Origin of the sequence: Marinitoga sp. 1155, from assembly GCF_001021175.1 — a bacterium.
Lineage (GTDB): Bacteria > Thermotogota > Thermotogae > Petrotogales > Petrotogaceae > Marinitoga.
This window is the reverse complement of record NZ_AZAX01000005.1, coordinates 117,991-141,295: the sequence shown is the minus strand read 5'-3', so window position 1 is coordinate 141,295 and position 23,305 is coordinate 117,991. Positions and strand designations below refer to the sequence as shown.

Annotated in this window: 22 protein-coding genes and 1 tRNA gene; 6 read left to right on the top strand and 17 right to left on the bottom strand. The window is 26.0% G+C overall.

Going from position 1 to position 23,305, the window contains the following annotated elements; all coding sequences use genetic code 11:
- Positions 1 to 160 precede the first annotated feature (160 nt).
- A complete protein-coding gene (locus X274_RS03135) occupies positions 161 to 1,090 on the top strand; it encodes an SPFH domain-containing protein (RefSeq protein WP_047265344.1) in 930 nt (309 codons plus the stop codon).
- Positions 1,071 to 1,607: a hypothetical protein gene (locus tag X274_RS03130; protein WP_047265343.1), complete on the top strand. Its 537-nt coding sequence runs from the start codon at positions 1,071 to 1,073 to the stop codon at positions 1,605 to 1,607. Before X274_RS03135 ends, X274_RS03130 begins: the two co-directional genes overlap by 20 nt.
- A gap of 27 nt (positions 1,608 to 1,634) precedes the next feature.
- Here the strand turns inward: X274_RS03130 and X274_RS03125 are convergent, their stop codons facing one another.
- The 13 genes from X274_RS03125 to X274_RS03065 form a co-directional block, all read right to left on the bottom strand.
- Positions 1,635 to 2,765 carry a glycosyltransferase gene (locus tag X274_RS03125; protein ID WP_047265342.1) on the bottom strand — a complete coding sequence of 377 codons (1,131 nt, stop codon included), beginning with the start codon at positions 2,763 to 2,765 and terminating at the stop codon, positions 1,635 to 1,637.
- 22 nt (positions 2,766 to 2,787) lie between these two features.
- Positions 2,788 to 2,862, bottom strand: a tRNA-Val gene (locus X274_RS03120).
- A 43-nt stretch (positions 2,863 to 2,905) separates the two neighbouring features.
- Positions 2,906 to 4,051 carry a glycosyltransferase gene (locus X274_RS03115; protein WP_047265341.1) on the bottom strand — a complete coding sequence of 382 codons (1,146 nt, stop codon included), beginning with the start codon at positions 4,049 to 4,051 and terminating at the stop codon, positions 2,906 to 2,908.
- Positions 4,052 to 4,084: 33 nt separating this feature from the next.
- The gene (locus tag X274_RS03110; protein WP_047265340.1) at positions 4,085 to 5,089 is read right to left on the bottom strand and encodes a lysylphosphatidylglycerol synthase transmembrane domain-containing protein; all 1,005 of its coding nucleotides are present in this window, start codon (positions 5,087 to 5,089) and stop codon (positions 4,085 to 4,087) included.
- Positions 5,073 to 6,077: a glycosyltransferase family 4 protein gene (locus X274_RS03105; protein ID WP_047265339.1), complete on the bottom strand. Its 1,005-nt coding sequence runs from the start codon at positions 6,075 to 6,077 to the stop codon at positions 5,073 to 5,075. The genes X274_RS03110 and X274_RS03105 overlap by 17 nt, the downstream gene beginning before the upstream one ends.
- 11 nt (positions 6,078 to 6,088) lie before the next feature.
- Positions 6,089 to 7,357 carry a cyclic nucleotide-binding domain-containing protein gene (locus X274_RS03100; RefSeq protein WP_047265338.1) on the bottom strand — a complete coding sequence of 423 codons (1,269 nt, stop codon included), beginning with the start codon at positions 7,355 to 7,357 and terminating at the stop codon, positions 6,089 to 6,091.
- Positions 7,358 to 7,377: 20 nt separating this feature from the next.
- Positions 7,378 to 8,643, bottom strand: a complete 1,266-nt coding sequence (locus tag X274_RS03095; RefSeq protein ID WP_047265337.1) for a cyclic nucleotide-binding domain-containing protein — start codon at positions 8,641 to 8,643, stop codon at positions 7,378 to 7,380.
- 75 nt (positions 8,644 to 8,718) lie between these two features.
- On the bottom strand, positions 8,719 to 9,117 hold the full coding sequence (locus X274_RS03090) for a secondary thiamine-phosphate synthase enzyme YjbQ (RefSeq protein ID WP_047265336.1): 399 nt from the start codon (positions 9,115 to 9,117) through the stop codon (positions 8,719 to 8,721).
- Between the two features lie 11 nt (positions 9,118 to 9,128).
- Entirely contained in the window at positions 9,129 to 9,419 is a 291-nt protein-coding gene (locus X274_RS03085; protein WP_047265335.1) for a hypothetical protein, read from the bottom strand.
- A gap of 5 nt (positions 9,420 to 9,424) precedes the next feature.
- Positions 9,425 to 10,249 (bottom strand): septum site-determining protein MinD, encoded by an 825-nt coding sequence (gene minD, locus X274_RS03080; protein WP_047265334.1) that lies wholly within the window; start codon positions 10,247 to 10,249, stop codon positions 9,425 to 9,427.
- 404 nt (positions 10,250 to 10,653) lie between these two features.
- Entirely contained in the window at positions 10,654 to 10,836 is a 183-nt protein-coding gene (locus X274_RS03075; RefSeq protein WP_047265333.1) for a ferredoxin, read from the bottom strand.
- Positions 10,837 to 10,917: 81 nt separating this feature from the next.
- On the bottom strand, positions 10,918 to 11,847 hold the full coding sequence (locus X274_RS03070; RefSeq protein ID WP_047265332.1) for a D-2-hydroxyacid dehydrogenase: 930 nt from the start codon (positions 11,845 to 11,847) through the stop codon (positions 10,918 to 10,920).
- A gap of 1 nt (position 11,848) precedes the next feature.
- Complete coding sequence (locus tag X274_RS03065) at positions 11,849 to 12,997, bottom strand: pyridoxal-phosphate-dependent aminotransferase family protein (protein WP_047265331.1); 1,149 nt, start codon at positions 12,995 to 12,997, stop codon at positions 11,849 to 11,851.
- A 215-nt stretch (positions 12,998 to 13,212) separates the two neighbouring features.
- Here X274_RS03065 and X274_RS03060 point away from each other — a divergent pair, with 215 nt between their 5' ends.
- The 4 genes from X274_RS03060 (at position 13,213) to X274_RS03045 (ending at position 17,844) form a co-directional block, all read left to right on the top strand.
- Positions 13,213 to 13,803, top strand: a complete 591-nt coding sequence (locus X274_RS03060) for an isochorismatase family protein (RefSeq protein WP_047265330.1) — start codon at positions 13,213 to 13,215, stop codon at positions 13,801 to 13,803.
- 125 nt (positions 13,804 to 13,928) lie between these two features.
- On the top strand, positions 13,929 to 14,306 hold the full coding sequence (locus X274_RS03055) for a DUF2089 domain-containing protein (protein ID WP_047265329.1): 378 nt from the start codon (positions 13,929 to 13,931) through the stop codon (positions 14,304 to 14,306).
- Positions 14,303 to 15,229 (top strand): DUF4097 family beta strand repeat-containing protein, encoded by a 927-nt coding sequence (locus tag X274_RS03050; RefSeq protein WP_047265328.1) that lies wholly within the window; start codon positions 14,303 to 14,305, stop codon positions 15,227 to 15,229. The genes X274_RS03055 and X274_RS03050 overlap by 4 nt, the downstream gene beginning before the upstream one ends.
- On the top strand, positions 15,229 to 17,844 hold the full coding sequence (locus tag X274_RS03045; RefSeq protein WP_047265327.1) for a M1 family aminopeptidase: 2,616 nt from the start codon (positions 15,229 to 15,231) through the stop codon (positions 17,842 to 17,844). The genes X274_RS03050 and X274_RS03045 overlap by 1 nt, the downstream gene beginning before the upstream one ends.
- Positions 17,845 to 17,881: 37 nt before the next feature.
- Here the strand turns inward: X274_RS03045 and wecB are convergent, their stop codons facing one another.
- The 4 genes from wecB to X274_RS03025 all read right to left on the bottom strand — a co-directional run bounded on the left by wecB (position 17,882) and on the right by X274_RS03025 (position 23,305).
- Complete coding sequence (gene wecB / locus X274_RS03040) at positions 17,882 to 19,000, bottom strand: non-hydrolyzing UDP-N-acetylglucosamine 2-epimerase (RefSeq protein WP_047265326.1); 1,119 nt, start codon at positions 18,998 to 19,000, stop codon at positions 17,882 to 17,884.
- Positions 19,001 to 19,003: 3 nt separating this feature from the next.
- Positions 19,004 to 20,080: an ERCC4 domain-containing protein gene (locus tag X274_RS03035; protein ID WP_047265325.1), complete on the bottom strand. Its 1,077-nt coding sequence runs from the start codon at positions 20,078 to 20,080 to the stop codon at positions 19,004 to 19,006.
- A gap of 517 nt (positions 20,081 to 20,597) precedes the next feature.
- Complete coding sequence (locus tag X274_RS03030) at positions 20,598 to 21,920, bottom strand: hypothetical protein (protein WP_047265324.1); 1,323 nt, start codon at positions 21,918 to 21,920, stop codon at positions 20,598 to 20,600.
- A gap of 32 nt (positions 21,921 to 21,952) precedes the next feature.
- Positions 21,953 to 23,305 (bottom strand): hypothetical protein, encoded by a 1,353-nt coding sequence (locus tag X274_RS03025; RefSeq protein ID WP_047265323.1) that lies wholly within the window; start codon positions 23,303 to 23,305, stop codon positions 21,953 to 21,955.

The following is a 23,305-nucleotide window of genomic DNA, read 5'->3' as shown; positions in this document are numbered from 1 at the left end:
ATCACCTCCAATAAGTTTTGGGTACAATATAATAATACTACAAAAGTAAATCAACACCAAGTGTGGGGGTGATGCCCTTTTTCGAAATAGCTTATAATCAATATTCTGTAAATTGAATTTACACAATTGTAAAGAAAATACTATAAAGAGGGGGGAAACTATGTATTTAGTGGGAATTATTACTATTTTTGTGATTTTCTTAGCAGCTACAAGTTTAAAAATCATCAGACCATATGAAAAAGGATTAATTGAAAGGTTAGGGAAATTCCATAGAGAAGCTCAACCAGGATTACAATTTATTGTCCCTTTTCTGGATAGGATGATAAAAATTGATATGCGAGAGCATGTAATCGATGTTCCACCACAGGAAGTCATAACAAAAGATAATGTTATTGTAACAGTAGATGCTGTTATTTATTATGAAATCACAGAAGCATTTAGAGTTATATATAATGTAAATAATTTTGAAATAGCTGCAATAAAATTGGCTCAAACAAATTTAAGAAATGTTATAGGTGAATTAGAATTAGATCAAACCTTAACCTCCAGAGAAATGATTAACACAAAATTAAGAGAAGTATTAGACGAAGCAACTGATAAATGGGGAGTAAAGGTTACAAGAGTAGAAATAAAAAAGATAGATCCTCCTAATGATATAATGGAGGCTATGAGCAAACAAATGAAAGCTGAAAGAATGAAAAGGGCATCTATTTTAGAAGCTGAAGGATATAAACAGGCCGCCATTTTAAGAGCTGAAGGGGATAAAAGATCTGCTATTTTAAAAGCTGAGGGGCAAGCAGAATCTGTTAAAAGGGTAGCAGAAGCTCAGAAGTATAAATACGAGGTTGAAGCAGAAGGTCAAGCTCATGCTATTATCAATGTATTTAATGCAATACATGAAGGAAAACCTACTCAGGATTTGTTAAGAGTAAAATATCTGGAAGCATTAAAAGAAATGGCAAATGGAAAAGCATCGAAAATGTTTATTCCTTATGATATTATAGGCGTTTTAGGATCTGTAGCAACTTTGGTTGAAACAAAATCTATTAAAGAAGATATGATGGATAAGAATGAAAGGAAGGAGAAATAATTTAATGTTTTATCTTTGGTATTTGCTATTTGAATGTTTTATAGCTTCTTTTCTAGCATTTTTTATAGCTCAATATTATATTATTACAAATAAAAAATTCCCTTATATATTTGAACTAATGAATATTTATAATTTCATAGCATCGATACTATTTATAAAAATATTAAGCATAGAATATATAAAATTTGCCAACTTTTTGTTATTTATAATTTTAATTCTATTTTATGTAAGATCCTATTTGACTGCAAAGGATAAATTTGATAGTAGATTTAGATCAATGATTCTTTCATTTGGCTATACAAGAGAAACATATTTTTATAAATTTTTAATGAAAAGAATTTTATTACGTGGTTTAGAAGGTTTTTCCTTTTCTATAGCGCTGGTTTTATTGGTGAATAAAATTCCATTTTGGCTTAATTTCAAAAATAATTTCGATGAATTTTTATACGTTTTAATATTTTTAATAGGAGCAGGAATAGTAAAGGCTACTAATTTTGGGAAAATTTCAAGAACATAAAAAACGGCCAAATCTGGCCGTTTTTTATTATTCTCTTTCCACCTTATACCATTTTTTTTCTTTTTTTAAGTTTAAAAATGAATTTAACAAAACTATGTATTCGAAAATAAGCATAAATGGTGTTGTGATAAAAATATTGACGATAAGTCTAATAATATTACTATTTTTTTTAAAGGATAAAAATGCACTTCCTAAACTTATTCCCCATATAATTACAATAAAATTTTTTAATAAATAAAAACCTAATTTTATATTTTTTAAAAATACCCAAATTGATATTAGAGGAAAAAATAATAACATTCCTACCAATATATTTATAAATATAATATTAAAATCTTTATATTTTAATGCTTTTATTAGCTCTTCAATACCGCCAATATACCATCTTTTATGTTGATAAAATAAATCTTTAAAATTATTTACATATTGTATTTTTGTCTTTGGAGATATAACAAAAATTTGATTAATTTTCATTTGATTTAACTTTATTGCCAGATGAACATCATCCACTAACGTTTCTTCGTCAAGTGGGAGAACTTTATCCAATATTACTTTTCTTATAAAAACCCCATTTCCCATAAAAACAGCTTTTGAAAACAAATTTGAATATAAAATATTTCTGCTGAATTCGAAATATATTTCCTGATAATCATATATTATTTTTTCTTTATGATTATATGCTTCAAAATCCACATATATCATATTTATTTTATTATTATAAAAATATTTTACATGTTCTTCTAAAAAATCTTCATCTACAATTGTATCCGCATCTAAAAATAATACGATATCTCCAGATATATATTTATATGCCTCATTAATAGACTGCGGTTTTCCCTTTTTCCCCATTTTTTTTAAAATTTTCAAATTACTATATTTTTTCTCTAATTCTCGAAGTATTTTATACGTACTATCTTCAGAATTATCATCTAATACTATAATTTCAAAATTTTTATACGTATTTTTTTCAAGACTTTCAATACTTTTTTTTATAACTTTTTCTTCGTTAAAAGTAGGTATAATGATAGATATTTTTAAATCATTATCAGCTGTATTTAAAATATTTTTTTTACTAATAAAAGTCCTATACAGGTTTAAATATTTACCCATTAATTGAAATATCATCGAAAAAACTATAGAAAAAAATAAAATATCCATTTTTTCTCTCCTCAATAAAAAATGGTGGGTGCTGCAGGGATTGAACCTGCGACCTCTTCCGCGTCAAGGAAGCGCTCTCCCACTGAGCTAAGCACCCACTACCTGAGATATTTTATCATAAAAATTATTTTTTGTCAATATTATAGAAGATTTTTATATACTTCTATTATTTTTTTTACAGAAACTTCTATTGAATAATTCTCATTTACAAAATTTATCGCATTTTTAGACAATATATTGTATAATTCCTTATTTCTAATTACGTTTAAAATTTTATGGACAAATTCGTCTTCATTTAATTCAGTTAGCATAATGCCACCAGCATTTTCATGATTTAAAAGATCATATACTCCCATTTTCCCTAAAGCAACAACTGGAGTTCCAGCTGCCATTGATTCTAATACCACAAGTCCCTGTGTTTCTGTATATGAAGCAAAAATAAATAATTCTGCCTGCTTATATGCATCTAATACTTTTTCTCTGGGTTGCCCTCCAGCAAATATTACATTTTCATGTAAATCTAAATCTATAACTAATTCTTCTAATTTATTTCTCTCTATACCGTCTCCAATAATGACAAATCTTATATTTCTTTCTTCATGAAACACCTTGTGAAATACTCTTATTAAAAAATCTATATTCTTTTCTGGCCCTAATCTTCCAACAAATAATAATATTTTTTCTTCTGGCGAAATACCAAATTCTTCCCTGATATTCCACTTTATTTCTTCATTAAATTTTTTTGTGTCTATCCCAGTAGGAATTACAATAATATGATCATCTGGTACTCCGTAACTAACAAGAAGATCTTTTATATTTTTTGTTGGGGATATGACTTTATCCAATTTTAAACACCAATTTTTTATCATTCTTTGAGTTTGTTTTAACGTTGGTCTAATAATTAAAGGTAAATAATTTCTATAATATTCATACATCGTATGATGTGTGCCTACATGTTTTATCTTCAATAATTTTGACAAAAATTCTGCAAAAATCCCCATAGAAAAGGGGTCCTGAGAATGTATTATATCTAAATTTAAATCCTTAATTTTAAAAATATCTGTAGATATAGGCAATGCAATTCTTTGCTCTTTTTCAAATAAAAATTTTATAGCAGGAAATTCAAATACATTCTTTTCATTCCTTTTATAACTTCTTGAATATTTTGGTACAAATAAATATACATTATGCCCCAATTTTTCCATTTCTTCTTTATATAATTTAACCGCTGTTGAAACTCCATTTTTTTGTGGAAAATACACATCTGAAAATATTCCTATATTCATTTATTCCACTCCTTATATCCAAAAATAGTTTTATCAGACATCTTTTAAAAAAGCTTTAACAAAAACTCGCATCATAATTCCTAATATTATTTGCATATAATATGTTGCAAATCTCCAACCTATTATAGCTAAAAATACTCCGTTTTGAATTTTTAATATGGAAGAAAAAATTAACTGATATGATGCTTCAATTGTTCCACTGGCACCAGGTGTAGGTATATAGTATACTACCATGTTCAATAACATCATACTACCAAATACAATAAAAAAATTATCAACATTATTACTCAAATTCGCATATTTTACAAATAAATAAAAAAGAGAATAAGCCTGTAAAGATAGAACAAGCAAGTTTAAAAAAATATCTAAAAACATTATGTGTGTTTTTTCATTCCAGAGAAATGCTATACTTTTTTTCAAATTATTTGACCATTTTATATATTTATTTTTCAGTTTATTAATTTTTTTTAATTTTAAAAAGTTTAAGATCTGCATTATAATATCAGAGTTAATAAAAACCACCAAAATTATAATAGTTATTAATGAAGAAATAAACAGTCCCAGATTAATTAATGCTGATTCAACACCTGTACCATTAAGAGAACTTATAACTTTTTTATAAGATATAAAAGCTATTATCAAATTCAAAAACATTGCTGTAATGAATCGGGAAACAACTATATTAGTAGAATGTTCTATATCCAATCCATGTTTATTTAAATGATAAATTTGATACGGTTGTCCTCCAGCTGCAAAAGGTGTTATTGAAGAAAAAAATAATCCCATTACATTGTTATAAAATAAGGAAAAAAAATTTATTTTTCCTCCAAATTGCTTTATAATTATTGAATATCTAATAGAATCAACTATGTATCCCATAAAATATATAAAAAAAACTATAATAATATCATTTAAATCTATTCTTTGTATTTCTTTCAAAATATTTGTTTTATAAAATTTTTCAATAAATATTATAACAAATATCCCTATAATAATAGAGGAAATAACTCCTATTGCATTCTTATACTCTTTTTTCATAAATATCACCATATATTTTTTTCAATTTAATTCCAATATTTTTTAAATCTCTTTCAATTGCAACTTTTCTTCCATTATCTATCATTGCTTTCACATCTATCTTTTTATTTATTATCAAATCTATATTTTTTATAAAATCGTCAAAAGTCCTTGATTTTAAACAATTTTTTTTATGAATCAACCAATTTTTATATACTGGAATATCTCTTATTATTAAAGGTGTTTGTGAAGCTAATGCTTCTAATACAACAATACCTTCATTTTCTTCATAACTTGGAAATAAAAAAAGTTTAGCTTCACAAAAAGCTGCTAATAATAATTCCTCCTCTACATATCCTGGAAATTTTAAATTTTTTAATTCTTGTTTTAATATCTTTCTTATTTTTTTAGGAATTATATTTATTTTAGCTCCCAACCATACAAAATCATATTGTGGAAGTGTCTTAGCTAATCTATGAAAATCTAAAATCCCTTTTCTTTCAAAAGGCAATCCTACTGATATTATTAATGGTTTCTTTATATTAAAATATTTTCTAAACTTTTCACTATTATAATTTTTACAATTAAATTTCTTTATATCAACACCGTTTGAAACAACCATAACTTTGTTTTTTATTCCATAAGATAAAATTAATTCTTTTGTATATTCTGACGGTGAAATTAATAAATCTGCTTTTGAATACATCCTAATAAGTCTTTTTTTTATAAAAGGTGCAAAAAGATTGCTAAACATAAAGCTATTCTTAAAATCCTCATAAGTTGTGTGTGTATGGACTATTACCGGTTTTTTATTTTTTTTTGACTCATCCAATATTCTCTCACTTAAAGGACCTATAGTATTGATATGAGCTATATCATAATAATCTTTAGGATTTAAGGTAAATTCAACCCCAGCTAATTTTAATGCTTCAATCTGATGTTCTAACGCTTTACCAACACCTGATTTTTTAAATAAGCTTTTACTTTCAGAATATAATAATATTTTCAAATTATTCCCTCCTATAAAAACTTCAAAGTACCATCTGCTCTTAATGTCGCAATGTTGGATTTAAATAAATATTCTATTAATTCATTGTCTTTTTTATCAGAAATCCTGAACAATTCCTTAATCTCTTCTATTTTCAACTGAGATTTATTCAATGTATTTTTACCATATTTTTTTATCATAAAGTTTAACTTTTCTTCAAAAGATAATGGAGAAAGGAAATATCGTTCAAAATCTAAACGTTTTATCAAGTTTTTCAATAATTTCAATCCAAAACCAGGGTTCGAGAGAACCAATTCATCCAGATTATTCTTTTCAATAATTATTAATTGTAAAGGAGTAGAAGTAAATACCGTTGCTGTTCTTTGAATATCTTTAAAACATGCTATTTCTCCTACTACTTCTTCATTTGATAAAATTGCCAACAATTTTTCGCTATTATTATTAAACTTAGAAATCCTTACATTTCCTGTTAATATCATAAAAGCCCAATCTCCTTCTTCCCCTTCGTAAAACAATACAGTATTTGATGGAATTAAATAACCACTTTTTAAATATGTAATAAGAGGTTTTGTTAATGGAGAATTTGTTACGACACTTTCAAAAACCATAAAAGAAAATAATTCTCTAATAAACGGATATTTTTCTTTTAATGTTTTTTCTAAATAATATTTTTTATCTGGAGATATTAAAATCATACATAAATATTTCCATATTTCTATTTCAGCTTGAAAATATATGTCAAACCTTCTATATTGTACTTTTTTAAATTCATTTAAAGATTCTTTTATCTTGCCACTGTTAAATAACTTTCTTGCTTTAATATATATTTGAAATTGTTCATCATTGATATGATGAAATATTTTTCTTCTTGTTATTTTTAAATATTTTTTTGATAATTCTGATTTTGTAAGATTTTTATCTACTATATTCTCTTTATTACTCTTGAACGCTCCATAAATTTTATTGTTTAAAGCTATAATCTTCAAAATATATTTTTTTATTAAATGAATAATTAAATTTGAGTTAGAAAGTAAAAATTTTTCTGATAATTCCTTTTCAATTAAAACAATTCTACTATTTTCAATAACTCTTATTGATTCAAAGGATTTGGTGCCAGGAACTATAATTTCAGCACCAAATATTCCATTATTTTCTATTGAGGAATAGTTACAAAAAGTGGAAAATGTTTCTAATTTTCCTTCTTTTAATAATATTAATTCATTAACTATTTCTCCCTCATTAATAAGTATTATATCAGGAGCATATAAAATTTCTTTCATATAATCACTTCCAATTTTATTTATCTAAAATGTAATGTCCCATCAGGCCTTAATGTTGCTATTTTATAAGAAATAATTTTAGAAAAAAACTCATTTATATTTTCTTTAATACCAAATAAATTTATAAATTGATTTGGAGTTAAATGCAATTCATTTAATCTTTCAATAGAATATTTATTTATTAGCAAAGATGCTTTGTCTATCAAATTAGATTGCCCACTTAATTTTTTTTGAAAATCTACTCTCATTATAAGTGCTTTTAAGATATTTTTCCCAAGCATATAACTTTCGTTTATTAAATTTTCAAAGTTATCAGAATCAATCAAAATTATTTCTAGAGGTGTTTTAGTAAAAACTGTTGCTGTTCTTTTGATACTTTGTAGCACCGCAATTTCACCAACAATTTCTCCTTCAGTTAAAATATTCAACAAAATTTCCGTTTTTTTGTCTATAAATTTTGAAACATACACATTTCCTTTTAATATTAAAAAAGACCAATCTCCTTCTTCCCCTTCATAAAACAAGACTGTATTTGATGGAATTAAGTAACCTTTTTTAAAATATGTCTTATATACATTTTTTAAAAGTATATTATTCATTTTGCTTTTTAATATATTAAAAGAGATTAATTCATTTAAAAAATCATACTTATATTTTATTTTATCAAATAATTCTTTTGATTTTTTTTCGTCCAGATAATAAATACAGTAAATTTTCCATATATCAATCTCTGCCTTAAAATATTTATCGTTTATTTCATTTAAATTTATTTTTTCAAATATTTCCAAAGCTTCTTCAATTTCATTTTCCAATATTTTCTCTCTTGCTAGTATATAACTTTGAATAAATGTATCATTAAAAGTATTCCAGTCATATCTATATATATGTTTGAAAAATTTTTTTGTTTTTTCATATGAATAATTTTTCTTTTCATCAGAAAATTTAAAAAATTTTGATGATATTTTTTCATTCATATTAATAAGCATATTTATTCTTTTTTCAATTGATAATTTTAACAATTCGATGTTTTTAGCTAAAAAGTCATCTGCTTCTTTTATAGTATCAAAAATTAATATTTCACTGTTTCTTATATTTTTTAAAAATTCATTGGTTTTTAATTGAAATAAAAATTCTTCTGAAAATATACCTTTATTTATGTATATTTTCCGATAATCACAAAAATATGATTGACATAATAAATCACCTTTTTTTAATACTATTAATCCTATAGGATATTCATTTTCTTCTTGAATTACTTTTTCCCCTATGAATTTTATTTTTTCCATATGCCCACCCCATATTAAATTATACCCCAATAAATTAAGAAAATCAATTCAATTAAAAAAAGCGGGAATTCCCGCTTAGCCTTTAATTATTTTAATATAAAAATTTCTGCGTCTCGGTCCATCAAATTCATAAAAATATATTCCCTGCCATGTTCCTAATAATATATCATTATTTTCAATTATTATACTTAATGATGGTCCTACTAATGTTGATTTTATATGAGAATCAGAGTTACCTTCCATATGTGTAAAATAATCTTCAGAAGGTATCAACTTATTTAAAAACAAATTCATATCTTTCTTCACCGAAGGGTCTGCATTTTCATTAATAGTTATCCCCGCCGTTGTATGAGGTACAAAAATCACTGCTATTCCTTCATTTATTTTACTTTTCTTCACAAAATCATGAATAATATGTGTAATATCTATTAATTCAACTCTTCTGGATGTATTGATAGAAAATTTTTCCAGCATTTCTCCACCCCTCATTTGAAAAATATATTGGTTACTATTGTATAACCATTTTCATCTTTGCTTATATGAACTTTAACATTTTTACCATCTATTTTGGTCTTTTTCTTAACATAATCTCTAATCATTTTTGAAACCTCATTTGCGTTAATATTAAAATTATATCTTTCAGCAACAGCAACGCTTCCCATATTCCTTGACGAAAGGGTTGATATTTTTTCTCTTCTGTTACCAACTAAATTTTGCATTCTCTTCAGAGCAACATCTCTGCTGGCTTTCTTTTTACCAAAATTAAACCAACCCATTCAAATCACCTGCCACCAAACATCTTTTGGAAAAATTTCATGAATCCCTTTTTAGAATCATCTTTTAAAAGTGCGAAATCATTTTCTATTGGATTTTCCTTTCCTGCAATTCTTTGAGCAATATTCATAAATATATTTGAAATTTTCGAATTATCTTCAAGTGTAATTGGAATCCCTTTATTTGTAGCAATAATTATTTCTTCACTGTCAGGAACAACTCCTAATAATTCGACTGCTAATCCTGTTCTTATATCTTCAGGAGAAAGCATCTCATTTTTATTTATCATATGTAATTTTACTCTATTAACTATTAATGATATATTGTCTTCTTGAAATTTTTCATTTTCTAATAAACCGATAACTCTATCTGCATCGCTTATTGCTGTTAATTCTGGGGTAGTAACTACTATCGCATGTTGAGCTGCTACTACTGCATTTTTAAATCCTCTTTCTATACCAGCTGGAGAATCCACAATAACATAATCAAAGTGTTTTGAAAGCTCACTGATAATAAATTTCATATCCTCCGGAGATATCATATCCTTATTTGCTATTTGAGATGATGCCAATAAATTCAATTTCTTTATTTGCTTATGTTTTACAACCGCTTCCACTGGGGATTTTCCACCTTTCACTACATCTAATATAGTATAAACTATTCTATTTTCAAGCCCTAAAACTAAATCCAGGTTTTTAAGTCCTATATCAGCATCAATTAAACAAACATCATACCCCATTAAAGCTAATGATGCTCCAATATTTGCAGAAATAGTAGTTTTTCCTACTCCCCCCTTTCCAGAGGTGATTACAATAACTTTACTTTTTTTCATAAATGCCCCCTCCAAAATTGTATTTAAATTTCATTACATATTATACAACATTTTTTTAAAATATCAAAATTAAAAAACCAAGGGTAATTGGAAAAAATAATTTTTATTATATAATTATAAATCCTTTTCCCTTAGATTTTTTATACCTAAAAAATCTAAGCGTAAATGAAAGCCGTCAAAATTACATGGATGTAATTTTTAGCGAAACAATACACGATGTATTGTTTGAGAGACGGCTGAAAATGAATAATTTTAAGGATAATCGCTGTCTGAGTGAATTTGACTTTTTAGACATTTTAAAACCAATTAAAGAATTGTTTTTTTTGGTTTTTAGTTTATTTTGTTTTTCAAATTATTTTTTATGTAAGATAAAAAAAGGTCGGCCTCAATGGCCGACCTCTATGTTATTCTTCAATTGAAATAGCCTGTGTTGGACAGGAATCTGCTGCGTCCTGTGCGCAAGGTAAATCTGTTTCTGCTGTTAAGACTTCAGCTTTTCCTTCATCGTTAATTTTAAATACATCTGGACATAAATTTTCACATACTCCACATCCAATACATGCATCTTGATCCACAAATACTTTCACCCTTAACACCTCCATTTATTAAAATAACCATTCCTATTATAACTCAAAATTCAGCATTATATATTAAAAGAACTTAACAAATTACATATTTTTTACTATTTCAACTATTTTATCTACTAATTCTAATCCAACCCTTCGCTGTGCTTCTTTAGTTGTTGCGCCAATATGTGGTGTTGCAACAACCATTGGGTGATTTAGTAATTTCATCTGAACTTCTGAAACTGGTGGTTCTGTTTCAAAAACATCTAAACCTGCTCCCAACACTTTACCATTTTCCAGATATTTTAATAATGCTTCTTCGTCTACTACACCGCCTCTTGCAGCATTTATAAGAATAACATTATTTTTCATCATTTCAAATTCTTTGTCTGAAATCAAATGTCTTGTTTTTTCATTTAAAGGAACATGTAATGTTATAACATCAGCATTTTTCAATAATTCCTCCATTGATACTTGCTTTACATTATGCTCTTTTTGAATTTCTTCTGGTATCTCAAAAACATCGAAAACAAGAACTTTCATATCAAAACCAGTAACTAATTTTCTTACTAATTTTCCAATATGTCCAAAACCTACAATACCAAGAGTTTTTCCAGTTAATTCAAATCCTTTTAACGTTTTCTTTTCCCATCTTTTTTCTCTTAAAGAAACTGTTCCCGTAACTATATGTCGATAAATAGATAACATATATCCAACAACCAATTCGGCAACCGATAAAGAATTTGCTCCTGGAGTATTTATAACCTTTATATTTTTTTCTTTTGCTGTTTCAAGATCTACATTATCCAAACCCATACCAGCCCTTGCAATTAATTTCAAATTAGTTCCATTTTCTATGATATCTTTTGTAACCTTCGTTGCGCTCCTAACTACTAAAACATCAAAATCCTTAACCTTTTCTTTTAATTCTTCAGCATCAAAATGTTCTATTGTTATTTTTACTTCAGGTAATAGTTCTTTTAACTTCGTTGTTGCCTCTTCTGCTAAAGGATCGTTAATATGTATCCACATATTATACACCTTCCTTCATAAAGATTTCTTGAGCTGCTCTTACACCTGAACCCAATTCAACATCAAACCCAAATTTTTTCAATGCCATTTCCAATGCGCTAATTCCAACAATCACATCATATTTTGACATATATCCTAAGTGAGCTATTCTTATTATTTTTCCTTTCAAATGAGCCTGTCCACCAGCAAATGTTACTCCTTCTTCATCTCTTAAATATTTTAATATTTTCCCACCATCAATATTTTCAGGAACTTTTATTGAGGTTAATACATTGCCTGGATTTTTTGCAAATAATTCTAATCCCATTGCCTGCACAGCCGCTCTTGTAGCATCTGCCATTATTCTATGTCTTTCCCAAACATTTTCAATACCTTCTTCCTCAATCATTTGAACAGATTTTGCCAGTTGATATACTAAATTAACAGGTGGTGTATACGGTGAATCAGGATATTTTTTCTTATATGCTTTTAAATCAAAATAATAGTGATGATTTTTATTTTCATCAATAACCTTCCATGCTTTTTCACTTACACTAATTAAAGCTATTCCAGGAGGCATCATAAAACCTTTTTGAACGCCTGTTACTACAATATCTAACCCCCAGGAATCCATTTCTAATGGCTGAGCTAACATTCCACTAATAGCATCAACTGCAATAATAGTGTCTTTATTTTTTACTATTTCAGCTATTTCCTTTACCGGATGAACTGTACCTGTCGATGTTTCACTTAGTGTTGTAAATACAACTTTTGTATCAGGATTTTCATCCAATAATTTTTTTATTGTTTCAGGTCTAACATAATCTCCCCACTCTAAATCTATAACTATTGGTTCAATACCATAAGCATTACAAATTTCCAACCATCTTTCACCAAATTTACCTGCTACAACAACAATAGCTTTATCTCCTGGATTTAAAGTATTGGCAACTGCTGTTTCCATTGCACCCGTGCCTGAAGAAGATAATATAAATACGGGATTTTCTGTTCTAAAAATATATTTAGCCCCTTCTAAAGCAATTTTCTGAATTTCTAAATATTGTGGAGTTCTATGATGTATTGTATCTTTAGCTCCTTCTAAAAGCAGATCAATAGGAACAGGTGTTGGACCTGGTGCTAATAAATAATTTTTTCTTATCATCTTTGCCATGTTTAAACCTCCCTTGAAATTTGGTATTCTATATTTAGCATTCTATCAATGATTATACCATACTTATTTATTTTTTTAAAAACCTCTCAAAAGTAAAAAAAATTCAAAATTCCTCAAAAAATGAAAAAATTTTCATTATATTTATGTTTTTCTTAATTTTTATTATTATAGTATAATATTTATATAAAATCAAATTATATTATGGAGGTGTGAAAATGGAAATTTTATCCAAAATAGTAAAATTAAATTTTACTTCAGAAAATAGCGCTATATTATGTGTTGATTGTCAGAATGGATTTACATTAAGATGCCCAAAAGAACTTCCAGTTGATGGAACAAATGAAATTTGGATTAAATCTATCAATGTTTTTTTAGAAAGCGCTAAAAAATCTGGATATTTAATTGTTGCAAGCAAAGATGATCATCCAGAAAATCATACTTCTTTTCAAACATGGCCCCCACACTGTGTAAAAGGAACATACGGAAATAAACTTTTTATAAAAACATATGATTTTGTTGTAAAAAAAGGAATTACCAAAAATACTGATAGCTATTCTGCTTTTTTTGAAGACTTTAAATCAAAAAACGACAATGGATTAGAAGAATATTTAAATAAAAATAAAATTAAAAAATTAATAATTTTTGGTTTAGCCGGAGATGTTTGTGTACTGGAAACTATAAAAACAGCTATAAATAAAGGATTTGATATTTTAGTCATAAATGATTTTATAAAATCAGTTAACAAGAAATCCATAAAAGACATATTGAAATCAGAAAAATTAAATGATAAAATAAAAATTATTTGATTTTTAGTTGTTTAAAATTAAATATTATAAACTGATTATTAAAATAATAAAAATACCACTTGACTTTTTTGAAGTTAAGTGGTATTATTTAATTACAATAAAATTTTGCCGGGGAAGGTGAAAATATGAAAAAAAATAATCGATTAACACATTGTCCAGTTTGTGGTGGAGAGTTGGTTATATCGGAATTTAAATGTCCTGAGTGTGATGTTACTATTAGAGGAAGTTTTTATTTAGATGATTTTGCTAAACTTTCTGATGAACAATTATATTTTTTAAAAATTTTTATTAAAAATAGAGGCAATCTTTCTGATGTACAAAAAGAAATAGGCATATCCTATCCAACTGCTAAAGCCCGTTTAGAAGGAGTTGTTAGAGCTATGGGATTTGCAGAAGAGAAGCCTAAAATAAATACTTTAAAAATATTAGAAAAAATTGAAAAAGGAGAATTAACTCCTGAAGAAGCAAAAGAAATTTTACGAGGGGGGAAGGTGGAAAAATGAATGGTATTTTAACTCCAGAAACTAAAGTTGAAGGAATCTGTTTTAATGGTGTTGGCATAGATTTAGATATATCAACAGGGAAAGAGACTTTTTTTGAATATGATAATTTTCCAGAAAATATAGAAATAGAAAATTATGTGAAAAACGGAATATGGCATTTGAATTTTAAACAAAAATCTGATTCTTTTCTAACAAAAATATTTGGTTTTTCATTTAATTCAGGATTTTCTGGTAATGCTAATTTAAAAGTGGATAAAAATATTTTTAGCTTTGACATTAATAATGTAAGCGGTGATATATCATTAAATAAGTTAGAACTTGAAAAATTTAAAGTAAAAACTGTTTCTGGAGACATTAATATATATAATTCAAAAATAAAATATTTAGAATTTTTTAGTACAAGCGGTGATTTAAGTTCTTCTAATTCTATTTTTTATTCTGTTGATATCAAAAATGTTTCCGGGGATTGTAATATAGATTATCTTGATAGTAAATTTAAAAACGTTTTTATTAAAACCGTTTCTGGAGATACGGAAATCTATATCTCTGGAAATGATATAGTTTTTATAAAAAAAGGCGCTTCTCCTTCAGGCAAAATCCATTCCAATATCCCTTTAAAATTTGATATTAATTCCCATAATATTCCTTCAAGATTTATCGATTTTAAAGGTGTAAGTGGTGATTTAATAATTAAATTAAAAGGGCAAATCAGTAAGCAGGATATCTTTTCAAATAAGAATACGAAAGAAAATGAAAATAAATTATCCACTAATGAATTACTCACTGCAGAAGAAAGAAAAATTTTAGAGTTATATAAAGCCGAAAAGATAAATAAAGATTTCGCATTGGAATTATTAAAAAATATAGGCTATACAGAAAAAGATGCCGAAGTTTTTTTTAATGAAAATATTGGAGGGATATAATGAAAAAATTTTTATTTTTCTCTATATTTATGTTTTTAAATATATTTATATTTTCAGCTAATTATTATGTTGAAGTAAAATTATTAGAAAAGGAAAAGGTTATTTTAGGGAAATTAAGAGTAGATTTAGAAAATACAGAAAAGCCATATTTCGCATTATTTCCAAATCTTGAAAGTCATGAAAATCCCTATTTAAATGCTTTGTTTGAAGATTATAAAAAAACAAAAATAGAAATATTAGAAGTAACGGATAAAAATAGAAACTATTTAGATTACTCTATTGTGAATTATAAATCAAAGAAATTCAGAAATTATCAGATAAAAAATGCTATATTAAATGTAAATACTGATGAAAAAACTATTATAATAAAATTTAAAACTTACTTTCTTTCAAAAAATTCTCCTGATAATGTAGCATTTGATAATATATTTATATGGAGATTTGGATGGTATCCTGTATTAATAGATGAAAATTCTGATTATGCATTACCACATCACACTATTTCATTAAAAATAAATAACAATTCTAATTTTTACCCTGTTATTTCTGGAAAATTTAAAAATGGAATTTATTATTCTGAAGGGAAATATGTTTCAATGCCACTTGTATTTGTTAATAAAAAAATATATACGAATTTTACTTTAAACAGTAAAAATTATAAAATAAATATATGGTTTAGAAAAGGTCAAGAACAAAGAGCCGCTATAATGGCTACACATATAATAAAGGCTTTAGAAATACATACAAAAAATTTTGGAAAATTAAAATATTCCACTATAAATGTATTTCAAGATCCATATCCCGGAATTTATGGAATGGCCGCAGATGGTATGTTTTTGTTAGGTGATGGATTTTTTACTACGGCTGATCTGGTTTTACCTGGATTATTGGAACCTTTAACTTTTTATGTTGTTTCTCATGAATTAGCTCATATGTGGTTTGGTATTGGTGTTGGAGTTGATTTTATTAAAAATAACTTCATGAGTGAGTCTTTAGCAGATTATTCTGCACATATTTCGATGTATGAAAAATATGGTGATGACAGATTATACAATTCATATTTACCAGATATATTAACCGATACTTTCTCTGAAATATTACCGAAAAATTTCTCAGAATTAGATCAAAATGCCATCTTTTCCATAGGTTATTATAACATTGAAAATGCTATCGCAGATGATGCTGACAGGATTCCAGGGAATTTTTCATCCTATATATATTATAATAAAGGTAAAAGAGCTTTATTTTCAATAGAAGATTATCTGGGGAGAAAAAATTTTATAAAAATTCTCTCAGAGTATTATATGACATATAAAGAAAAGACTGTCAATGAAGATGAGTTTATTGCATTTCTATCTAAAAATATAAGTAAAGATATTCTATATGACCTTTTTAAAAATCCAAAAAAATTTGATGCCTTTATAAAACAAAAAAATGATAAAATCATTGTTGATTTAAATAATATGAAAATACCAACAAAAATCAGAGTTGTTACAAAAAATGCAACAAAGATTTTTACCACTATAAAAAATGTTGAATTTGAAAAAAAAGATATTATTTCAATTGATATAGACCCTGATATGCATACATTTGATGTTGAAAGGCATAATAATCATTATCCTATTCTTATTGATTCGTTTGGAACACAGAATGTTTCAAAATATGATGCTTACAAAATAAAAATCAAAACAAAAAGCGACGATTTATCAGATAGAACTCATATGTTTTTATCTTTTGAAAAATATCCTTACTATAGTTTAGGAATAGGTAGCTTCTATTCCGTAAATTATTCAGAAGAAACACAAAAATTGATATTAACAGATACGGGTATTTCTTCAAATCTTGATTTTAAACCAAATCCATGGACAACTTTAAATTTAGGATATTCAAAAAGTTTATATACATCATTTCAAAATTTATATGGAGAAATATCATATTCTATACCTGAAGAAATTGATATTGGAAGCTTTTCAAAATCTATTTTTTCTACATCACAAATTATATTAAAAGGAAATTTATATGATTTTGATAACTTTTATATTAGCCCAACTATAGTCTATTCAAACCTTTATAATCTCGGAATTCATATTTCAGGAAGTTATTATTTTATAAATAATAACAATTCTTATAATAATGCTTATATACTAAATGGTGCATATTTTTTTGATAATTATTTTCCATATTTTAATTCAATGAGTTTTGAATTAAAATATGCTGATAGTAAATTATTTAATCCGCTTTATGATAAATTACCTTTAACAAAAGATTCAGAAAATTTATTATTAACTTTCAAAGATTATGCAAAAGAAATTTATGGTTTTAATCTGGAAATATTCAATTCTTCTATTCTAATTGAAAATAGAACAAATATCTATAATTTATTTTCTATTGGAAATATAAATTATTCCTTAAATGCATTTTATAAAAGAATAGATTCAGAAAATTTATATGGTTTATCTTTTGTAATGTCACCAAAAATTTATTTTATAACAGATGAAATTATCCCCATTAACTTTGAATTTAATTATTACAATTTACCTTCTAAAAACTCAAATGCTTTTACATTTTCTTTTACTACATATTTAAATACAACTATAAGAAATATTGTTAAATAAAATAATAGCCAATCCATTGGATTGGCTATTATTTATCCTACTTAAATTCATCTATTTTTTCATTTAATAATATTTTCGCTATTCTCATCGACGCTCTTCCATCACCAAATGGATTCTTTGCTTTTGACATATTTAGATAAAAAGATTCATCGAATATTAATTTATTCATGTATTCTAAAACTTTTTCTTTATCTGTTCCTATTAATTTTGCAGTACCTGCTGAAATTGCTTCAGGTCTTTCTGTGGTTTCCCTTAAAACTAATGTAGGTTTTCCAAGTGCCGGCGCTTCTTCCTGTATTCCACCAGAATCTGTCATTATAAAATACGAACCGGACATTAAAGCTGTAAATTCAAGATATTCCACTGGATCTATTAAGATTGCATTTTCTACGCCTTTTAATATCGGAAATACAACATCTCTTACAGCAGGATTTAAATGCACAGGAAATACTAAATATATATCTTCATTTTTTAACAAAAATTCTTTTATCGCATTCATAACATTACTCATTGGTTCTCCCCAATTTTCTCTTCTATGCATAGTCATTAATATATATTTTTTCTTATTTAATTGATATTTTTCTAATATATTATCTATCTTATTTTTATTCCTTTCTATTACCCATAATAACGCATCTATTACCGTATTTCCTGTTATATATATTTTTTCTTCACAAATTCCCTCTTTCAATAGATTTTCCTTTGATTTTTGCGTTGGTGGAAAATGTAATGAACTTATTACACCGGTGAGTCTTCTATTCATCTCTTCCGGAAATGGGTTATATATATTATCCGTCCTCAATCCTGCTTCAACATGACCAACTGGAATCTTATAATAAAAAGATATTAAAGCTCCAATAAACGTAGATGTAGTATCTCCTTGAACAAGGATATAATCGAATTTTTCGTTCTTAAAAACATAATCCATTTTATTTATTAAATTTCCTGTCAATTCTGATAATGTTTGTCTATGAGTCATAACATTTAAATCATAATCAGGTATTATTTCAAATAATTCTAAAACCTGATCAAGCATTTCTCTGTGTTGAGCAGTAGCTATTATTTTTGCATCAATTCCATATTTTCGCAATGTATGATAGACTGGAGCCATTTTTATTGCTTCTGGCCTTGTCCCGAAAATCAATCCTACTTTCATAATTCACTCTCCTTTGCATTTTTTCCATAAACTTTTATTTCCTTTTCTTTCAAGATAAACTAATCCTTCTTCTCTCAATTGATTTAATATTTTTCTAAGTTTGTGCTCTGATACATTATTAAAAATTTTTTTCAAATATGAAAATTTAAATGATTCTGGAAATTCATTTTTTATTTTATTTTTTATTTCAAGATATATATCTTCCTTTTTTTGTGAAGGTTTATAAGCTTCCATAATCTCTGCAATTTTAAAATGAGGAACATCCTCTTTATGTGATTTTAATGCTTCAAAATATCTATATGTCCATTCATTAGCTAATTTCCTATTACCCGCAAACACAATAGTAAGATCGCTATGATATGCATAAAGTTCCGCTATTGCTTTTAACATATAAGATGAACTATAATACTTAATTTTATTTTCATTTAAAAAATCAGAATAATTTGCTTCAATTACAAGTGCAGAATTTTTATAAGCTTTTAAATTAACTAAATGTTGATGAAAATTTGCCATTTGGGAAAATTCATGTATAACATTTTCAAAAGTTTTCCTTTCAACTACTCCTAATATTTCCCCGTTATCTTCAAGGGCGTAATCTCCTATTGGCAATTTTCTTTTTGAAATAATAGCTTTTGGAAATTTCCACGGATATCTTTCATTTGAATCTATAATAATATTCAATATATCGTGATAATATGTTGTTAGTTTCACTTTTGGTTTGTTTTGTTTTAATCCCTGCTCTGTTCTCCAGAAAATTTGCTCATATTCACCTTCTCTAGTTTTATACTTTTTCTTTAAAAATAAAAAATCACATCTTTTTCTCATTTCTCTATCAAGGACCATTACCAACCTTTTTCCAAGACGTTTTAAATATAATATTGGAACTTTTTCTATTATATTTTCTTTTTTTAAAATAAAATTTTCTTTTTCACGTACACAGAAAATATGCCCTTTTTGACCCGGCCATTTTTCCTGTACTCTTAAAGATAAAAGTATCTTGTTCCCCTGAATAATGGTTAATCTATATGGGAATCTTTTATTTTCTATTTTTTCTAATATAAAAAAAGTTTTTTTATTCATTTTCTCACCTACTTACACGCTACCGCGGGTATTGGTTTAAAAATTTTGATTTTAATTAAAAAAACTTTTGAGCTATAGCTCGCTTGCAGCGAGCTATATGATTTTTATTTAGTTTTTTTATTTATAGGTTGTCTAAAAAGTCTCAAATGAAACGAAGGCTCGAAGATTGCCCTTAACACACCTACGGTGGGTTATTGGATAAAAAATTGGATTTTGATAAAAAAAACTTTGAGCTATTGCTCTCTTACAGCGGGTAATCGGAATAAATAATTTTTAATATTATAAATCCTTCTTTTCCCTTAGATTTTTTATAAAAAATCTAAGCGTAAAATAAAAGCCGTCAAAATTACATGGATGTAATTTTGAGCGACGGCTGAGAATGAATAATTTTAAGGATAAGCAATCGAGCTGTCTGAGTGAATTTGACTTTTTGGACACCGTATTTATTAAAAAAACTTTAATATTTTCTTAGAAAATATTCACACTTGCAGCGGACTATATGATTTTTATTTATATTTTAAAAAGATATTTCATAATTTATCATATATTCAATTATATTAGAATTACTGAGTTTCATATTAAACAAAAGATTATTTAATTTGAGATCTAATGTTGTATAATAAATCTCATTTATATTCCCATAAGGTCCTTCCCATGTTTCAATATTTCCTTTTAACGTTTTATCAAAATAAGATGTACTCAAATTTATTTCACCTTGAACCACTTTTTCAAATATAAGTTTTATATTAAATTTATTTTTTATATATTCTATGGAAAATAATTGACTTTCTATTCCACTTCCATAATCATAACCCATTGGAATATCATATATTTTATTATTTTCTATATATCGCCCCGTAAATTTTAATAACTCCTGCCATCTATTATACATCCATGAATATATCTTATAATCTTCTATTTTTGTATTTAAATAACCATTAAATACTTTAAATACATATTGAAATCCATATCCCCATGCAAAAGCTGTTGGTTTATAATCTTCAGCACCGGATTCTGTAAGAGGTACAACAAAATCATCCATTGCTATTTCACCGTATAATTTAATCCCTTTTAAAGGAATAATTTCACCATCTATTGCCAACATCGCGTTTGAATAACCTTCACCATATGTGTTATGAAGAACATTCATAAAATTCAGGTCAACTAAGTCCGGAAACTTTCCACCTATTAAATTTAATTCATTGAAAGATATTCTTAAAAAATCTGTTGGTCTTAAGTCCAATCTATGAATTAATAGTGTTTTATATGGTTCATAATATCCCATATTTATACTTCTTCTATCAGAATTTCCATCTATCTGCATCTTTTGTATTTCTTTTTCTTCGTCTGTCAAATAAGAATTAAAAGCATATGCTCCAAAGTATATGCCCATATCCCCAAAAAGAAAATCTGTGGTAAATCCACCTGTTATTCCATCAACATATGGTAAAGAGTCTGATAAAAACACGCCTCTTTCTAATAATGACCAATCTGTTTTATATCTTCCAATTATAAACCAGAAAGAATTTATTTTTTTTCCAAAATATATCTGAAAATTTAGCTGATAATCAGTTGTAAAAGAAAATTCAAACGAATAGTCTTTATTTTTTATTTGAAATAGCGGTATTAATTCATATTTATTAGTATAATAATATGGAACATTTATTTTTATTTCGTTTTTTGATTTATCTGGATATGGAGTTATGGAGGTTTCTAAAACTTCTCCATTTAAAAGTTTATCATATATAAATATTTTATATTCTATATCATTTTCAAAATAAAAAGGAAAAACTGTCGACATTAACATTAAAAATATTAACACAAACAAATACTTTTTCATAATCCACCTCTTCAATAAAACGTTCAATATTATCATTGAATTTTAATAGGAATTATTAAAAACACTGAATAGTTTTCAAATTTCTGCTTATCATATCTTAAATTTATATATTTAAGTTCCACATTTATATTATTGAAGAATCTGATATACATTTTAATTTTTTCATTAAAGAAATCATTACCAAAGGAAATTCCAGAATCCTGTTCATACAACATCAAAAAATTTCTATTTGATATATATGTTTGAAAACTTTGAACTTTGGAATTTTCATCATATTTAAATCCAAGTGGATAATCGTAAAAATATCTTGCTCCAGGTTCGTTTATTATTTCCAATGAACGATTATATAATCTGTTATATGGAATCTCATCTTCATATATTCCATTATCAACAAAATAATTTTCATATAACATTGAAAAGTATGTATCTTTGTGTATTTTAAATAATATTTCCGCACCATATCCATAGCTATTTTTATCTTTAAATGTATTGTAAGTATCCTGAACGTATAATCTAAAATTTTTATATTGCAATAATGCATCTATAGATATTAATCCATTTTTTGTATCTATTAAAGCTTTTGATCCTCCATACAAATTCAAAGATGTTACTCCTATATTTATTTTATCAAAATTAAAATCTACTCTATTTGTTAATATTTCTCTAAAAGCATCCGTTGCATCTGTAGAAAATTGTTTTTCATATTCTTCTTTAGTTAGCATTGGTTGCATTGAAATTAATATTGTATTGAATATTATTCCTTTAAATCTGTATTTGTAGTTTATATTTTCATAATATTTTGTTGCATCTGAAAGAATTAATGAATTTTTTAATGGTCCAAGAGATATTCTGGTTCTTCCTAAAATAAAACTCCAGTTATTATTTTTTAAGCTTAAATAGCTCAACGACGGCGTATCCAATGTAGTTCTTTTAATTAATTCAAAATTGTTATATATATCCAAAAAAGTCAAGTTTTTATATTTAAAATATGCACTATTTCCTTCTTTGAAATCAACTATAAATCTTGCATATAGATTATCATTATGATAAAATTCAAAACCAAAATTCATCCATGAATAATATTCATTGTATAGATCACTAAAAAAAATCTTATCTTTTTCTAAGGTATAATATCCTCCACCATTAAATAGCACATTATTTTCCAATCTTTTTTCGAAACCAAGTGGAAATTCAAATAATATATTAGATTTATAATTGTTATCTTCAATAAAAAACAAAGGAATTCCGGTATATAATATACCGGAATTTATATTTTTCGAACGTTGATAATAAAAGTCTATTGAATCTGGAAATAACAATTTTGCTGATGAAAAATTATAAACTGTTATTATTATAAATAATAGAAAAAATAATTTGTTTTTCAT

What these genes read in the sequence shown, in the direction of transcription:
- X274_RS03135 (WP_047265344.1), top strand. Translation starts at nt 161, where the DNA reads ATGTATTTAGTGGGAATTATTACTATTTTTGTGATTTTCTTAGCAGCT.
- X274_RS03130 (WP_047265343.1), top strand. Translation starts at nt 1,071, where the DNA reads ATGAAAGGAAGGAGAAATAATTTAATGTTTTATCTTTGGTATTTGCTA.
- X274_RS03125 (WP_047265342.1), bottom strand. Translation starts at nt 2,765, where the DNA reads ATGGATATTTTATTTTTTTCTATAGTTTTTTCGATGATATTTCAATTA.
- X274_RS03115 (WP_047265341.1), bottom strand. Translation starts at nt 4,051, where the DNA reads ATGAATATAGGAATATTTTCAGATGTGTATTTTCCACAAAAAAATGGA.
- X274_RS03110 (WP_047265340.1), bottom strand. Translation starts at nt 5,089, where the DNA reads ATGAAAAAAGAGTATAAGAATGCAATAGGAGTTATTTCCTCTATTATT.
- X274_RS03100 (WP_047265338.1), bottom strand. Translation starts at nt 7,357, where the DNA reads ATGAAAGAAATTTTATATGCTCCTGATATAATACTTATTAATGAGGGA.
- X274_RS03095 (WP_047265337.1), bottom strand. Translation starts at nt 8,643, where the DNA reads ATGGAAAAAATAAAATTCATAGGGGAAAAAGTAATTCAAGAAGAAAAT.
- X274_RS03090 (WP_047265336.1), bottom strand. Translation starts at nt 9,117, where the DNA reads ATGCTGGAAAAATTTTCTATCAATACATCCAGAAGAGTTGAATTAATA.
- X274_RS03085 (WP_047265335.1), bottom strand. Translation starts at nt 9,419, where the DNA reads ATGGGTTGGTTTAATTTTGGTAAAAAGAAAGCCAGCAGAGATGTTGCT.
- minD (WP_047265334.1), bottom strand. Translation starts at nt 10,249, where the DNA reads ATGAAAAAAAGTAAAGTTATTGTAATCACCTCTGGAAAGGGGGGAGTA.
- X274_RS03070 (WP_047265332.1), bottom strand. Translation starts at nt 11,847, where the DNA reads ATGTGGATACATATTAACGATCCTTTAGCAGAAGAGGCAACAACGAAG.
- X274_RS03065 (WP_047265331.1), bottom strand. Translation starts at nt 12,997, where the DNA reads ATGGCAAAGATGATAAGAAAAAATTATTTATTAGCACCAGGTCCAACA.
- X274_RS03060 (WP_047265330.1), top strand. Translation starts at nt 13,213, where the DNA reads ATGGAAATTTTATCCAAAATAGTAAAATTAAATTTTACTTCAGAAAAT.
- X274_RS03055 (WP_047265329.1), top strand. Translation starts at nt 13,929, where the DNA reads ATGAAAAAAAATAATCGATTAACACATTGTCCAGTTTGTGGTGGAGAG.
- X274_RS03050 (WP_047265328.1), top strand. Translation starts at nt 14,303, where the DNA reads ATGAATGGTATTTTAACTCCAGAAACTAAAGTTGAAGGAATCTGTTTT.
- X274_RS03045 (WP_047265327.1), top strand. Translation starts at nt 15,229, where the DNA reads ATGAAAAAATTTTTATTTTTCTCTATATTTATGTTTTTAAATATATTT.
- wecB (WP_047265326.1), bottom strand. Translation starts at nt 19,000, where the DNA reads ATGAAAGTAGGATTGATTTTCGGGACAAGGCCAGAAGCAATAAAAATG.
- X274_RS03035 (WP_047265325.1), bottom strand. Translation starts at nt 20,080, where the DNA reads ATGAATAAAAAAACTTTTTTTATATTAGAAAAAATAGAAAATAAAAGA.
- X274_RS03030 (WP_047265324.1), bottom strand. Translation starts at nt 21,920, where the DNA reads ATGAAAAAGTATTTGTTTGTGTTAATATTTTTAATGTTAATGTCGACA.
- X274_RS03025 (WP_047265323.1), bottom strand. Translation starts at nt 23,305, where the DNA reads ATGAAAAACAAATTATTTTTTCTATTATTTATAATAATAACAGTTTAT.